The organism is Shimia thalassica, assembly GCF_001458215.1.
Taxonomy (GTDB): Bacteria; Pseudomonadota; Alphaproteobacteria; order Rhodobacterales; family Rhodobacteraceae; genus Shimia; species Shimia thalassica.
This window is the reverse complement of record NZ_CYTW01000004.1, coordinates 159,157-175,003: the sequence shown is the minus strand read 5'-3', so window position 1 is coordinate 175,003 and position 15,847 is coordinate 159,157. Positions and strand designations below refer to the sequence as shown.

At 54.9% G+C, this 15,847-nt stretch carries 9 protein-coding genes and 1 pseudogene; 9 read left to right on the top strand and 1 reads right to left on the bottom strand.

Going from position 1 to position 15,847, the window contains the following annotated elements; all coding sequences use genetic code 11:
- Positions 1-271 precede the first annotated feature (271 nt).
- Positions 272-520, bottom strand: a pseudogene (locus tag PH7735_RS20370) (integrase core domain-containing protein); the annotation flags it as partial.
- 2,300 nt (positions 521-2,820) lie between these two features.
- On the opposite strand from PH7735_RS20370, the gene PH7735_RS15955 reads away from it, so the two are divergent.
- The 9 genes from PH7735_RS15955 (at position 2,821) to PH7735_RS15910 (ending at position 15,773) form a co-directional block, all read left to right on the top strand.
- A complete protein-coding gene (locus PH7735_RS15955) occupies positions 2,821-8,568 on the top strand; it encodes a VCBS domain-containing protein (protein WP_158503253.1) in 5,748 nt (1,915 codons plus the stop codon).
- A gap of 892 nt (positions 8,569-9,460) precedes the next feature.
- A complete protein-coding gene (locus tag PH7735_RS15945; RefSeq protein WP_058312416.1) occupies positions 9,461-10,687 on the top strand; it encodes a tyrosine-type recombinase/integrase in 1,227 nt (408 codons plus the stop codon).
- Positions 10,688-11,222: 535 nt separating this feature from the next.
- Positions 11,223-11,405 (top strand): helix-turn-helix transcriptional regulator, encoded by a 183-nt coding sequence (locus PH7735_RS15940; RefSeq protein ID WP_058312415.1) that lies wholly within the window; start codon positions 11,223-11,225, stop codon positions 11,403-11,405.
- 100 nt (positions 11,406-11,505) lie between these two features.
- On the top strand, positions 11,506-11,799 hold the full coding sequence (locus PH7735_RS15935; RefSeq protein ID WP_058312414.1) for a winged helix domain-containing protein: 294 nt from the start codon (positions 11,506-11,508) through the stop codon (positions 11,797-11,799).
- A complete protein-coding gene (locus PH7735_RS15930; RefSeq protein WP_058312413.1) occupies positions 11,796-12,677 on the top strand; it encodes a DUF7146 domain-containing protein in 882 nt (293 codons plus the stop codon). The genes PH7735_RS15935 and PH7735_RS15930 overlap by 4 nt, the downstream gene beginning before the upstream one ends.
- The gene (locus tag PH7735_RS15925) at positions 12,674-14,194 is read left to right on the top strand and encodes a YfjI family protein (protein ID WP_058312412.1); all 1,521 of its coding nucleotides are present in this window, start codon (positions 12,674-12,676) and stop codon (positions 14,192-14,194) included. The genes PH7735_RS15930 and PH7735_RS15925 overlap by 4 nt, the downstream gene beginning before the upstream one ends.
- Before the next feature lie 63 nt (positions 14,195-14,257).
- A complete protein-coding gene (locus tag PH7735_RS15920) occupies positions 14,258-14,572 on the top strand; it encodes a hypothetical protein (RefSeq protein WP_058312411.1) in 315 nt (104 codons plus the stop codon).
- 55 nt (positions 14,573-14,627) lie between these two features.
- Positions 14,628-15,173 (top strand): hypothetical protein, encoded by a 546-nt coding sequence (locus tag PH7735_RS15915; protein WP_058312410.1) that lies wholly within the window; start codon positions 14,628-14,630, stop codon positions 15,171-15,173.
- Positions 15,174-15,440: 267 nt separating this feature from the next.
- Positions 15,441-15,773, top strand: coding sequence for a hypothetical protein (locus PH7735_RS15910; RefSeq protein WP_058312409.1), 333 nt, complete (start codon positions 15,441-15,443; stop codon positions 15,771-15,773).
- Positions 15,774-15,847 lie beyond the last annotated feature (74 nt).

Here is a 15,847-nt window from a genome sequence, read left to right as displayed (position 1 = left end):
AGCGTAGAACCAGAAAATTCAACCTGTCAACACTCTGAAATTCTTGGGAAAGTCTTCACTGAAAGCATAGGTGCTATTAAAATGCACTTTTTACAAATGCTTACAGATTAATTTCTGACATAACGGATAGGATGCCTAGAGGTGTTTTCGAAGTACTTTTTTGCAGTACCCGACAGGAGCGTTTGATCGCGATTCGCACTTTGAATGACTTGGGACCCGGAAAACTCAGCACCTCAGTTATTGACTGGCATGCCCCTTAAGGCTCCCTTATTCATAACGATAGTTTGCGGGTTTGGATTTCATATTCCCCGGTTTCGTTTTGGGCAAACGCGTTGAAAGCGGAGCCCTCAAATTGCTCAAGTGCTTGTCTCGCTTTACCGGCCGGTTGGTTTCCCGAGGATGGGTGCGGTCTAACATTGTTGTGGTTGTATCGTCAGAGGGCCAGTTTCCTGCGCGCTTCGTCCAAGCTGTCAAGCCACTCTTCGTTTAACAACGCATCTCGCAAGCTACCGTCGAATGACACGTTATTTGGCGGAGAATGCACAGACGACCTGCGCGATTTCATTGGCGGGACGGGCGATGACACGCGCCCCGTTCGGTCTTTGGAGGCCTGGTTTTTGGAGGCGACGGAGACAATTTCGTCAATGGCAGCGCAAGCGCACATCGTTTCCTTCACATCGGAAATGCAGATCATGGCTCAGATCGATCTCAGGACTAAAACGCTGCAGAAATTGATGTTCTGTACTTCGGATCCGCTAGGTCAACCGCCAGACAGTTCCAAGTAAACACTGCGCATACCGCGACCACTGCTGGTGGACGGTCCAGTCATGATAATGTAGGAGAGGCGTTTGTGATTTATCGTCCGACAGGTCAGATCATGTGGGTGGTGGTGGATGGGGCAAGCCAGAACTCGATCAAGTTGCAGATTGGCGCTGATGTATTCGACTTGATGGCCCAACTCCCGGTCAAGAAACAAAAGGCAAAGGTCCCTACGCTATTTTTTGGTGGGCGATTTCCATACAGGGCATTGTAGCGGGGACTTATTTCCCGCTCTTCATCGTAACTAGGGATGGAAATTTTCATCTAGTTTAAGCGCCTAGGCTTGCTAATAAGATCGGGAAAACCGAGCTTATTAGCAATAAACGTAGTGCGGGCAGGATCATGAAAGTCTGCATCGCCAACTTTTGGGCGCCAAAACTATGAATGGCCGACTTGCCGCGAGCGTGGAACAGTTGTGACCATGAATGCAGTCTACGCCCAGAACTATTGGAAGACGAATGGCAGAGCGGGTTAAGTCTCCCCCCGCTTGATCAATGCCTCCACTGCGGCAGGAAGGAAGCCGACTAGGGCGACTGCTTCGCGCTGGGTTAACTTGATGACTATCGTCACAGAAATTGTGGGCGATGTTTGGGTTCACAAGGATGGGAATGCACTTTTGTGGAAGATCTCACGCAACCAACCACCCTCCTTTGAAAGGAAAATGAAGCTGCCAAGAACGGATATGCGCCAATCAAGTATGGAACGCGGGCAGATAAGATTGCTTACCAGCAAGTTCCGGAACTCTTTGATGCTACTAACGCAGCCGAAAGGATGGCCAGACGGTTGAGCGTTTAGTGAAGACAAAGGACCTCGGGTTCCCATCAGCGGCTCTTCAGGACTACATCGCCGGGCTTATGGGTTCTCAGGAATTTTGCTGCGAGCTGACAGGGCTCCGCTGGAAATGGACGAAGTTAATGGCGATCCTGCGATGTTCGCTTCCTTGGATCACATCGACAGCAGCGGGGACGACGAGTCCGGCAATCTTCAAGTGGTTTGCCGCTTCGCAAACTTCTGGAAAGGCGCTGAGGGTTTTTGATGATGCGAAAGGGGCGGTGCAATTCTTGTGGTCGGCTTTGACTTGAAACGCTCAAGCAAAAATGGTTCCGATGTGACAGGTGAAGAGTTGCTGCAACTACTCCTGTCTCGCAAGCTTTCACGGCCCCGTTTGGCCGAGTTTGCAGGCGGTCATTCCGATAGCGTTCGTAATTGGGAACGAAAGGGACGTATCGACTTGGACGGATACGCGCCGCCCCGTTTGCTAAGCGCTCTGGGCGTTGATCTTTCAAGACGGCAGCGAGGGATTTTTCTATCACCTACATACTCGCGTCATGGGCTGTTTCTTCGAAAACACACATCAAACAGAAGACTGGATGTTGCTGTGCGCAAACGAGGCAAGACACGCCATGCCGCGCAAAGGCGCTTCCCGGTAATTCCTAATGTAAGTTTCATGGCGGGCTATGCATTGGCCCCATGACACCAGAAGGCAACCCTTAACTGAAGCGATTTTGTTTGATTTAAAAAAATTGGATTGATAATCGCTTAGACTATTTATGTTTCTTTTGCTGGCGGTATTTTTCGGGAAAATAAATGATCTCAAGAACGAAATTGGACACCCGAGACCAGTATACTTGGGCTGAACGGGTCACGGTTTTTGACAGTCGGGGTTTCAGGATTTCTGAAACAACGACGTATGATGACGGCAGGGTGCGAGTTGCGACGTTCGAGGAGACAGCGCTAACTGCAGACATCTGGAGCGATCCGCATGATAATATGCCTTGGACGGGGATTACCAGAACCTACGATTCGAGTACGGGCCGAACCCTGACCCGCGTTGCTTTGCAAGATGACGGTCAGAGTATCAACTCAACCTTTGCAAATGGTAACGTAGCGACGCGAGAAGTCACCGACACGCATGATGTTGCCTCTTCTCAAAGCATCACGGAACTTTTTGACGCAGCGGGCAGGATATCAGAGAAGATAAAGGTCCAGGATGATGGGCGCGTGACCCACACCTATTTTGCCGATGGCGTTCGAACACATCGCATTGTCGAGGACAGAGACGACACCAAACCGTGGGCGCGTCAGGAATATACCTTTGAGGAGGCCACCGGCAGATTGGTGTCAGTCAAAACCGTTTTTGACGATGGTCAGGAAGAGACACAGCTGTCTTTTGCGAGGGCGTCCGGCTCCACAAGTGTGCAGGTCGATACAGACAACGTCCACAAATGGCATACGACGACGTCGTCTTTTGATGATCGTGGAGATATGGTGTCGCAAGAGCGCGTGTTTGATGACGGGCGCACGCAGGCCACACAGTTTGAAGATGGGGTCAAGGCGACTTCCGAATGGGCCGACGTTGGGAATGTCTATAGCTGGACTTCAAAAAGCGTGATCTTTGACGGTGCCGGTCGCTTGCTTTCAACGTCGCAGGCTATGGATGATGATCGCTTAATAACAGCCACTTACATCGAAGGCACCCGCCAGACGTATGCCGTCACCGACTTAGGCGATGCACACGGCTGGGCAACCAAATCCAAAAGTTTCGATGCGCAAGGGCGCATCTCCGAGTTGGTGGTTGTCTATGACGACGGCCGTCTGGCGACCACGACGTATGTTAGTGGCGTCAAGCAAAACCAATCGGTTCTGGACCTCGACGATGTTTACGGCTGGGCGCGGATCTACAAAGAGTTCAATGGCCCGGGAGGCGCCAAACTTTTCACGCAGCGCACGTCTGACGATGGCCAAGTGTCAGTGGTTGATGCGCGGGGGCGCGAGATCATAACAGGAGGCACCGAAGCTACGGTCACGGAAGATGCGACACCGTTGCTTGAGGCATCGGGACAACTCCAAATTGTCGCCGACTATCTTGGGCATACAGATTTTGTTCCCAGTATTGCGGCGCTTGGCGATGCCGGTTTGGGGCATTTCACCTTGGCGGTTGATGGCAGTTGGGCATACGTCGCGAATTCCAACCAGCGGAATATTCAGGCGCTTGGAACAGGCGACAGCCTGACAGACAGTTTTTCAGTGCGCACTGTGGACGGCGTGACTGCACAAGTGAGCGTGACGATCCAAGGAGTAACGGACGGGCCAGAACCGATCTACGTCGGAGGGGCGGTGATTGGCTTTGGTGAAGCTGGAGATCTCGCCATTGCCGCGCCAACACTCGACCTAACCCAGTTTTTTGCGGATGAACAGGGGGATGCGCTGACAATCACCGCGGCTGGACTGGATCCAAAGTACAGCATTGCGAACAACGTGTTGCGGTTCACAAATCCCGCCGATTTTGCGCTCAACGGCACCGCCGGAGACAGTGCCATCACGCTGACAGCGCTGGACGCCACAGGACAAAACACGAGCGTTTCCGTGACCTTGGCGACAGGAATGGCGCGAAGCTATGGGGACGGCATTTTGTCAAGCTTTGCGGGGCTCGACTACACAAGCGGGGATGATCGGCTCGAATTTGGCAACGGCGCGGGGGAGAATGGTTTCCTTGCGATGCGGCTTGGCGCCGGCGATGACAGTGCACAATTCGGGCACTTCGCGGCGGACGACGGGGAGATGCTGCTGGATGCCGGAGACGGCAATGACAGCGTTGTTTTCGGTGACGACGCAGGCCGGTCGACAGACGGATTTGGACTTGGCGAGCTGAATGTGAACCTTGGTGCAGGTGACGATGCGGTGCGCTTTGGCATGCGGGTGGGCCTTGGTGGGGCAGGAACCCAGATACACGGCGGCGTAGGACGTGACAGCATCATCTTCGATGGCAGCACGGCCAACGCTTTGATTGATCTCGGGGTGGATGGTGATGCGGACAGTGTCCTGTTCAATGGGGCGCTCGACAAGGTTGTCGTGCGCAATTGGCAGTTTGGCGAGGACACCATCGCGCTGACCGGTTCAAACGGCGGCATGTGGGTGCGCAGCGATGCGGTAGGCAATGCCTATTTCCAGCGCTTTGACGGATCGAACTTTATGGTCGAAGGCGCAGCGGGCATTGCCGCGCAGGATATCGTTTCGGGACTTACCCTGAATCACGCGCCAACATACGTTGGTGGGGTTTTGCCAATCAGCGCGGGCAGCATCGGGTCAACGGGTCATCTCGCCTTTGATCTGGCCACCTTGTTTAGGGATGCAGACATATCGCTCCGAGATGAGTTGCATGTGACGCTGGAGACAGTGCCAGCCGGTTTTGACGTTTCAAACAACGTCCTTAGAGCGATTGACCCTGCTGACTTGTCGGTTGCGGGTGACTACACCTTGCGCGCCACGGCAAGAGACCTGCACGGCGCTTCGGTCACGCAGGATATTTCGTTGCGGTTGGTTCTGGATCATGCCTTTGCCGACAGCCACAACCGTGATCCCTTCGTGGTGCTTGGCACCTTGGGAGGCGATGAATTCACCATCCCGGGGACACTGCGCCAGAACGCAAGCGGCACTGCTCAACCTTTTGCGATACAAATCGATACTTTGGCTGGGGAAGACACGATCGCCATCGGCGACGGGCTGGATACTGTCACGATGTTGGATATCACTGACCTCGCCGGCAGCACGACCTTGACGATTGGCGACCGGGTCAATGCGCAAAGCCCCGTCACAACCATCGCCCTTTCGACACACGCAGAGGATTTTAGCGCCGTCACCATCGGAGACGGGTTCTCTGATGACGCTCAAGCTTCGCTGTCAGGGCGCGGTAGCTTCCGCTTTGGCGACAGTACAGCGAACAATTATGGGGCCATCACGCTGGATGTGGCCGGCGACATCGCCTTTGGATCATCCGCAGGTGCACAGGGCGGGGCAATTGAAGTTGTCCAAGGTAGCTTTGGCGCGCGGAATATGACTTTTGGGACTGGCGCTGAAAACTTGACGCTCGCCTTTGGTGCATCAGGTATTGCGGAGACACTGACCTTTGAAGGCATGGTCAGCAATGCCACCATCTCGAATTTCGAGGCGGGCCTTGATCAAGTAATTGTGTCCGGTCCGACCACTTTTTGGAGCGCGTTTGATGTTGCCGGGGATAAGCTTTTTCTGGATGAGCGCGGGTCTAACTTCACGGTGCTTGGGGCGGCAGGCATCGCGGCTGATTTGCTGGCGCCAGAGCTGGTCAACCCCGGTCAGGACCTGGCGGTTCTGTTCAAAGCAATGCAGGACAGTTTTGTATTTGCAGAAGACGACGTACTCACCGGCACGCTTCTTGATAACGACCTGTTGGTGGGTACGCCTGTCACTGTAACGTTGCTGGATCAAGGCACCGCCGATGGTAGCCTCGTGGTAAACCCTGATGGCCGTTTGAGCTACATGACAGCGCGACAGGACCTCTGGGAAGGCTATCGCGATACGGTCCAGTTCATCTATGGCATCACGAATGCGGACGGGCTGACCTCGCAAGCCACAGCTGAGATCACAATCGAAGGCGCAAATGACGCGCCGGAGATGGCAGACGCGGAGATGGACGTTTTTGACAGCGTTCTTGGCCCGGGGGTCGGCGGCACCTTTGTTTTGGACCTGTCCACATTGGGCAGCGATCCCGACGGGGATGACAATGGCCAAACGCTGACCTACACAGTCACAAGCGGCAGCGCCGGTAGTCTGGCCACGGTACACGGGACCGAATTGCGTGTCTTTCCCGGCGCCACGTGGCGTTACCTCGACAGCGGGCAGACCAGGACACATGATCTGGAGATCACTGCCACGGACCGCCATGGCGCGTCCACGACCAGCACTGTCACGCTGAACGTTGTCGGGGCAGATAATGCGCCTTATTTGGGTTTCCCGGGCTTCACAATCCTCGAAGACAATGCCTCTCTTTTGGACGTGCTCGCGGGAGCGCGGAACATCGATGAGGGCGACACGTTTGCGCTCACGGAGATTCTAGGCACACACAACGGTTCTGCGGTCATTGAAAACGGACAAATCCGCTATACGCCCTTTGATGATTTCTGGGGCGAGGGTTGGGTCCGCTACAAAGTGGTCGACAGTGATGGTCTTGAAGCCATCGGCAGGGCCCGCATCAACGTGCTACCGGATCCCGATGCGCCGTTGCTTTCGTTCCAAACCTTTGGGTCTCGGCTCGGAGATGGTTTCGGCCTGATTGTACGCGCCGAAACCACAGATTTTGAGCAGGAGCCTGAAAACAACTTTGTTGGGATCGACCGGTTCGAACTGGTGGCGCGCGATGCGGATGGAAACCTTATCGAGAATTTTAGCGACTATGTCTTCACTACCGAATGGGACACGCCGCTAAATCGCACCAATGAGGCTTACGCTTTCCGTTTCAATCTTCCGGATGACGTTCCGACAGATTGGGATATCGAAGTCACGGCCGTTGCCAGAGATCTGGATGGCCGGGAAGCGTCCACAACCGAAACCTTTGCCATCGAGTTTGATACGACACACCACCATGCCACACAGACGTTTGAAATTGGCAGCCAGAACATTTGGAACAGCGCTGACGGAGAGCGTTTTACCGCGTCGGAAACCTTTGGCGGCTCCTTCAACGAAGCCGGCGGAACAACGGCCACGCTTGTTCAGTTTGACCACCGCTTGGCCGGCGTTGGCGTGTCGACGCATTTCAGCACGCGCCTTGATGGCGAAGCCAGAGGCAACATTGGCGTGACGGCCTCTACAGGGATCGAAGGAGGTTCCGTCAGCGGCACGGCGGCATTTGACACCACCGTAACGACCAGCATCTTGCGCACGGATGCGGGAACAACACTGAACTTTAACACAAGGGCAATTGCCGATCCCGGCGCGGCCAGCTTTGTTGCAAGTGCTCCCAAGTTGGATTTCGACCTCTCCGTTACGGAGCTGGATCTCTATGCATCATTCGCCGCACGTCTGTGGGGGTATCTGCACTTCCATCTTGCAGCCAGCACGGTGAAACCCGTGGATCGAGGCGACTTTTACGATGGTTGGGCGTTTGGGGCAGTTGCGCCACTGGATGCAAATCCACTGCTGGGCGCCGACGGCCGCAGTATTGTCAACTTCGATGGGATCGACACGGTCCAGTTCCTCGAATTTGGCCCAACGACGCAGGATCTCAGCGGCTCTTACACCGATCCGTTTGAGAACAGGTTGCTTGATTATGTCCTTGGCACAACTAATTTCACCAACCAAGCCACAGGTTCGTCGGGAAGTTTGCTATCGGGTGAGTTTAGCCAAACCTTTGCCGATCTGACGCTTGATCTGGATTCCATCGCCGCGTCGATCATTGGTAAGAGAAATCCATTGGGGTTCGTCAAACAAGAAAGCCAAGGTCCGTTTTCCTATGGTTACCACTACGATTTGCTGGACCTCGATCTCAGTTTCCAGGCCGCCTATCGCCAAGCCAATTCTCTCGACCTTCGCACGCTTGATGGCACGATCGTGTTTGAGGACGGGTCCGAAGTGGACTTCGTCTTTGGTGACGCTTTTGGCTTGAACAATGCGCAGCTCTACGATGAGGGCGGCGATAATGACGGGATCATCGAATATAACATCCTGATGCGGCCGACGGCGCGGTTCAACTCTGATGCCTATGTGGACCTGTCGGTGTTCGACCTTTTGAGCGTGCTAGGCGCTTCTGTCAACGGCGGCGTCAATGGTGGCGACTATTACGGTGTGAGTACTCCTGGTTTTGGTATCAGCAGATCGGTCGGGCCGGTATATTCGCATCGCGGCTTGATGATCGACGAAAGCAGTTCCATCACTTTGGCACAACGCAGCTTTGAGTTGGATGTCGGGACAGCGGTTTGGTCAGATCTCTTTGCTTGAGAACGATTATGATCAAGGCCTGCTACATATTTCTGCTTTGTTTCTCTTTTCAACCCCGGAACCCTTTCGCATAAAATGCCCGGATTCCGCCCATGTCGCGACTGTTCCGGACGACCAAGAGCGTCAAACACATTTTTTCACAGCCACTTGGGGTTGCGCGTGTCGATGACTGCCGCGTTCTCAGCGGTATCATACATGTCATTCTTTATGGCTTGCGCTGGCGAGACGTCCGTCCGACTAAGGCCACATAAGACGCATTCAACCGATAGGCTCAACGGTCCCACACGGGTGTCTTTGCAGGCATGCTGAGCGAATTTTCTGCTCAGGTAGATGTGACTGGCACGCTAATGATTGATGCGACTCATCTGAAGACCCATCGAGCAGCGTCCATCATGAGGCTTATAAAATGGGGTGGGCCTCAATCAGAAGAGAGGATGTTTGGAGGGTACAATGCGCCCAAAATGGACAAATATGATCATACACGAGGTGTTGGGGAAATTTTTGGTGCCCAGAAGAGGCACATAACATACGCCCAGTTATGCCCGCCCTGATAGATCGATATGAAAAAGTATTGTTTTAAAACAATATACTTGTATTGTTTTGCGTTTTTATGCCTTTTGCCACCCCGCTATAGAGAGTAGAAAAAAGGGGATAAGGCGGGGGATAGATAATGGGGCAGGCAGCGCAGCCGTGACAGGAAATCGAACAGTGCCGCCTAAACCGCTTCAGGGAACCAGCCCAACCTAAGGGGGGCAATTATGGCCGACACGAACCACGACGCAAAAAACCATTTGAACGCGGCACCCCGTGCTAAACGTGCTAAACGCAACCCCATGCCTGCTCATCCAGGTGAACGGTGCGGCGTTATTGCCCGAACAGAGGGGCTGGCAGCATGAGCCGCCAAATCTACAAGCTGACAGGCACGCAAGTGAAGCACGCCCCGCCGGGAAAGCATAGCGACGGGGGCGGCTTGTATCTCTATGTGCTGGCCACCGGAAAGCAATGGGTTTTCCGCTTCACGATGGCAGGCAGGCGGCATGAAATGGGCTTGGGGGGTTACCCTGAAACGTCCCTAGCAGACGCGCGAAAGCAGGCTGACAGGCACCGCGCGACTGTCAAGGCAGGGGGCAACCCCATAGAGGCACGCAAAGAGAATGAGAAGGCCGCACGAGCCGCCTACGAAGCCACCAATCCTGAAGCAAGGCGGGCGCGGCTGTTATCCACGATTGCGCCGCTGGCCTTCGAGGCACGCAAAAGCCAATTGCGTGATGATGGCAAGGCGGGGCGCTGGTACAGCCCGATTAGAACCCACGTCCTGCCCAAGCTCGGGCAAAAGCCTGTTGAAGAAATCACCGGAAACGAGATTGCCAAGGCGCTTAAACCGATCTGGCACAGTCAACCGGATGTCGCGCGTAAGGCCATTACCCGACTAGGCGTTTGTTTGTCCCATGCCCGCGCAAAGGGTTTTGAGGTGGATCGAATGGCCGTTGCCGATGCCAAGGAATTACTAGGTAAGCAGGTGCATGTGGCAAAGCACATTGAGTCTATGGATTGGCAGGACGTGCCCGCCTTCTATCAAAGCCTTGAAGATGCCGGGGCAACAGGCTGGGCGCTGCAACTGCTTATCCTGACCGGATTGCGCTCTAAGCCGATCCGTTTTGCCCATGTTGACCAGATCGAAGGGGACGTTTGGACCGTGCCCGCCGATCTGGTGAAGGGCAACAAGGGCAAGACAGAGGACTTTCGGGTTCCGGTTACATCCGAAGCCTTGCGCGTGATCGACCGCGCCCGCGAAACTGCCCGCGACGGGTTCCTTTTCCCCGGTATTCGAAAGGGCGTAATCAGCGACATGACAATGGCGCAGTTGATGAGCCGTAGGGGGCTTGCCGCCCGCCCGCACGGGTTCCGTTCCAGCTTTCGCACATGGGCCGACGACATGACCAACACCCCTTGGGAGGTGAAGGAAACCGCAATCGGGCACAAAGTCGGCAACAAAGTTTCACGGGCGTATCTGCGCACTGATTACCTTGAGGAACGCCGCTTGTTGGCCCAGCGCTGGGCGCAGCATGTGACCGGAGAACAGGGGCAGGTTTTGGCCATTCACGGGGCAACGGCATGACGCAGAACGAATCAGAACGACCACAAGGTTTAGCCGCAAGCACAAATCGGAAACGCAACATGCAGTGTAAGAAGGATAGTTTTTAGGTCATGACGCCAATTCGCGCCAATAAAATAAGGTTCATGATGTGTTCCATCGTTTTAGCGCCCCCTAAGAATACACCGACAAAAGCAAAAAAGGTTGCGCGTGGCAGGGAAACGAATACGCTTGTCGCAGCGTTAAAATGACGCAGAAGGCCGCGACGGGGGCTTGTCGCCAAACAAATCACCCCCGCCGCACTAACCAACCAACCCTAACGAAAGGGGGCCGGAACTCTGAATTTGTAAGTCACGACACACACGGGATTATGCCGATTTTTCTCCACCCGCTTTAGAAGTATTTCTAAAACCTTTTCACATTATGTGTACGCGGGAGAGGACAAAATCAAGCTCAAAGTGTCGCCCTTGGCAACGTGGTGCAATGCCCTGCAACGCACAGCAACACCCGTTAACGCACACATTCAGGTTCCGGTTTGCACATAAATGGAGTGCAAATCATGCAAGACACACAATACCTTATCCGCCTAACCGACGCGATTAAGCGTTATGGTTTGAGCCGTTCCACCTTCGACAAGGCCCACAATGAAGGGCACATTCGCAAGCGCAAGCTGGCGCGTGCCGTCTTCGTGGATACCCGCGAAATCGAAGCGTGGATCAACGGCGAATCAAAGAGCGCGTGAAAAACCCGCACCTGTGAAACACGGGCGCGGGCGGTAGCACTTCAGAGATTGGATTCCTGCAATCTACCGCATGTGCCCGATTGTCAAAAGAGGCAATCGGATGACTGACATCAAATCGAGTAAGACGACTTTCACCGACACAACCCCGCAAGGAGAGACCTTTAACCTGCTACTGGCGGGGCGTAACCGTTGGGCAATGGAGCAGTTGATAAAGGCGGGGGTCAAAGACTGCACGCCGAGCGACACCCCCGCACCGCGCTGGGCGGCATACACCCATAACTTGCGAAGTTTTGGGGTGCCCATTGAGACCGCGAATGAAAAGCACAAAGGGCCGTATCCCCGCACTCACGCCCGCTATGTCTTGCGTGCTCAAGTGAAGGGAGGTGCGCATTGACCGATGCACAAACATTAACGCTGGATCTGGGCGGCAAGTGGTATCGCAGCTATGGGGCTGCACCTTGTCCCGTTTGCCAGCCGGAGCGCCAGAAGGGACAAAACGCCCTGACTTTGGCCGATGGCAAAGAGCGGTTGCTTTTGAACTGCAAGAAAGCGGGTTGCGACTTCACGGACATTCTAAACGCAGCAGGAGTAACAGCGGGGGACTATGCGCCGCCAGATCCGGTTGTCGTTGTCGAGCGACAGGCACAACAGCGCGAACAGGACCGTAAACGCGCGATGCAGGCTCAAAGGCTTTGGGATGAGGCGTTGCCGATCAAGGGCACCGTGGCCGAAACCTATTTACGGGGGCGGGGTATCACTTGCCCCCTGTCCGATACGTTGCGCTATATGCCCGATTGCTGGCATGGCCCGACTGCAATACGGCGCCCGGCAATGATAGCCCTTGTCGAAGGGTCCGACAGGTTCGCTGTTCATCGTACCTACCTGAAACACGATGGTTCCGGCAAAGCTGATACGGACCCCGCCAAGATGATGCTGGGGAGCGTCTCGGGCGGCGCAGTGCGACTCAGGCAGGGGCATGACGCCTTGGCGGTGGGTGAGGGTATAGAAACGGCCCTAAGTCTTTCCAGTGGCCTTCTGAACGCCTCTATAACGATATGGGCAACCCTCAGCACAAGCGGGATGAAAACCCTAAGACTACCCTCAAGACCTTCACGGCTCACCATTGCCACGGATGGCGAACAGGCAGGCCGTGAAGCGGGGTATGCACTGGCGGAACGCGCAAACACGCTGGGCTGGAAAGTGTCCCTGTTACCCGCGCCAGACGGGCGCGATTGGAACGACATTCTGAATATGAAAGGGGCCGCAACATGAACGCGCCCGAACCTATCCACTTCAAGGCAGAAGGGCCGCAACCGCTTGTGCGGGAAATCCCAGCGGGGGAAACGTACCCAATCGATGCATTGGGTCCGCTCAAGGCCGCAACAGAAGCTGCACAAGACACGGCACAAGCTCCTATTGCCCTAGCAGCACAAAGCGCCCTGAGCATCGCCTCATTGGCCGTGCAGGGTTTTGCCGATGTTGAAACACTGGGCGGATACGCACCCCTTTCGCTCTATTGCTTGACGGTGGCTAATTCGGGGGAACGCAAGTCGGCAACCGACAAGGTGCTAATGCAAGGCTTACGCAACCATGAACAGGAACAGGACGCAGAATATCGGAAGGCCATACAACGCTGGCAAAACGATGCGGCAATCTGGGAAGCTGACCACAGGCAGGCCATGAAGCCCTTTACCACAGGCAAGGGGGACCGCATTGCGGCGCAAGCGGACCTAGAGGAACTAGGCGCAAGCCCAGCGCAGCCGATTGCCCCAAACTTGACTGCAACCGAACCAACCCTAGAGGGCTTACAAAAGCTGTTTGCCGTTGGCCAGCCTTCCCTTGGCTTGTTCTCGGATGAAGGGGGGCAATTTCTGGGCGGTCATTCCATGAACAGCGACAATCGCTTGAAAACCGTTGCCGGTTTGTCTGACCTGTGGGGCGGTGCCGCTATCAACAGGACGCGTAGCGGGGATGGCACGTCAACGCTTTACGGACGTCGGCTTGCCGCTCACTTGATGGTTCAACCCATCGCAGCCGTGCCATTTCTGTCTGACCCCGTGGCCAGTGGGCAAGGGCTTTCGGCGCGTTTCTTGATTACCCAACCGCCCAGCGCGATAGGTTCCCGGCTCTACAAAACGCCTTCCGCTGAGAGCATCGAAACGTTGCAAGGTTTTGCCGACAGGCTGAAGGTGATTTTAGCCACTTCCAAGCCAACCGCTGACGATGACCCGCAACACCTGAAACCCAGGCAACTGCCATTGTCTGGGAGCGCGTGGAAATTGCTCGTATCTTACTACAACACGATTGAAGTGCAGCAAGCGCCGGGGGGCGACTTGGAACATGTTACATCCTTCGCCAGCAAATCAGCGGAACAAGCGGCACGCATTGCAGGGGTGTTGACCCTTTGGGGCAATCTTGACGCTCTGGAAGTAAGTGCAACGGACATGGGATACGGGGTTGCCCTTGCGCAATACTACCTCGGGGAAGCGCAACGACTTGCCAATGTCGCCGCCATTTCTCAGGAAACGGAACAAGCCGAAAGGTTGCGCAAATGGCTTTTGGATAGCTGGCCAGACATTGCCGCGAAAAACGGGCGTTCCTCTGATTTTGTTTTGCCGGGGGATGTTGCGCAATACGCGCCCATGCGTGGCTTGCGCGAAACTAAAGTGGCAAAAAAGGCGCTGGGCCTATTGATGCAACATGGCTGTATTCAACCGCTTGAACAGGGTGCGGAGGTTGATGGCGTGAAGCGCAAAGCGGCCTATCGAATTGTCCGAGGGCAAGGGTGATGCAGGGCCGCCGATTAGCACGTTTAGCACGCCACCAGGGTTTCAAAGCGAAGGGGATTTGCTATGTGGTTTGATGTGAATGCCGCCTTGAAAGATGTGCTTGAACAGCATCCCGAAGCACGCGCGAGGGTGCTGGCAAGTGTCGAAACAACCCGCCCCCAGTTAACAGGTAGTGCAAACGATATGGCAAATAAGATTCTTGAGATGTTGCGAGAGTGCGAAACCTTGGCTCAGGCAAGCGAGCAAATCACGCGGTATCAAGGTGAAATAGCAAGGATTGAAGCAGCGGAACCCGCGCGCAAAGCCCATATTGAAAATTACATGCGCTACAGGTGGATGAAGGCCCAAACCCTTCGTGGCTCAGGGGGTGACACATGACCAGCCCCAGAGAATTTGCAGCAACTAACAAGCCCGTGATTGATTGGATAGGACAATGAGCAAGCCACTTGCAAAGAAGGAAAAAGACAATGCGTTGGGCGTGAAAGTGGAAGGCTCAGCAAGTGAGGGGCACGCAGTCAAGCTATCTGGGCACGACGCCTTGAAAACAATCTTTGGTACCAAGAGTCAGGAGCAAGCTGCGGCCTTGCTCAGTCATTGCTTTAGCGTGCTCAACAGGTCTGAGGCAGGGGAAGGCAGCGAGGCCGAGGACGAACGGATGTTCATGCTCTCGACAGTGGATGACATTGCCCCGCGTGACGCAGTGGAAAGATTGCTGGCGGTGCAGATGGCCGCAACGCATGTCGCGACAATACGCTCTGCCCGTTGGCTCGCCAATAGCGATCAACTCGAGCAGGCTCAAGTTCACTTTAACGGCTACAATAAACTAGCCCGAACTTTCACTGCTCAAGTCGAGGCTCTGCGAAAACACCGAAACGGCGGCAAACAGACAGTCACCGTGCAGCATGTGAATGTAGAGGAAGGTGGGCAGGCGATTGTCGGCAACGTCCAGCAAGGGGGGGAGGGTAAGGATGGAAAGTAACGTAAGCCCCATGAACAAGGCTCACGCCGCCCCCCGATGCACGGCTAAATCAAAGCGCACGGGCGAAAGGTGCAAAGGCCCAGCCGTGAAAGGGTGGAGTGTTTGTCGCTTTCATGGAGCAAGGGGCGGGCATGGTTCCGGCAAGGCACACCCAGCTTACAAGCACGGACTGAGGACACGGAAAGCCGAAGAGAGCCGCAAGCTGGTAACAGCGCTACAACGGCAACTCAGAGACTTGGATTCGTGGCTCAAGTCAGGGGCGGATGAATGATTGAATCTATTCTGGCGTTCATAATTGACTTGGGAACCAGTGACGTTTGCGGGGGATGGCCAGGATGGTTCAAGTATGCTGAAAAGCAGTTTGAGCACGTGTTGGTTGGCGTTCTGTTTGGAATATTCTGGCTTCCCCTTCGAGTTGTAGCATTCGCGGGCTGGCTGGCCAAAGAGCTATTCTCGGACTTGTCGGACTGTAGTTGGTCTTGGTTTGTGGCCTTGGATAGCGTTGCCGACTTGGCGTTTGCTGGTGTTGGTGTGGCGCTGGCAGTCATCGCAAAGCGATGCCTTAAGAGAGCCGGAAGCTTCTCACGCTCAGTTTCTTGAAAAGGAAAGGCCCCGCAAGCCGGCGGCGCGGGCAAATTCTATAGAAAAAGAAACAGACAAACTTTTTTGGATTG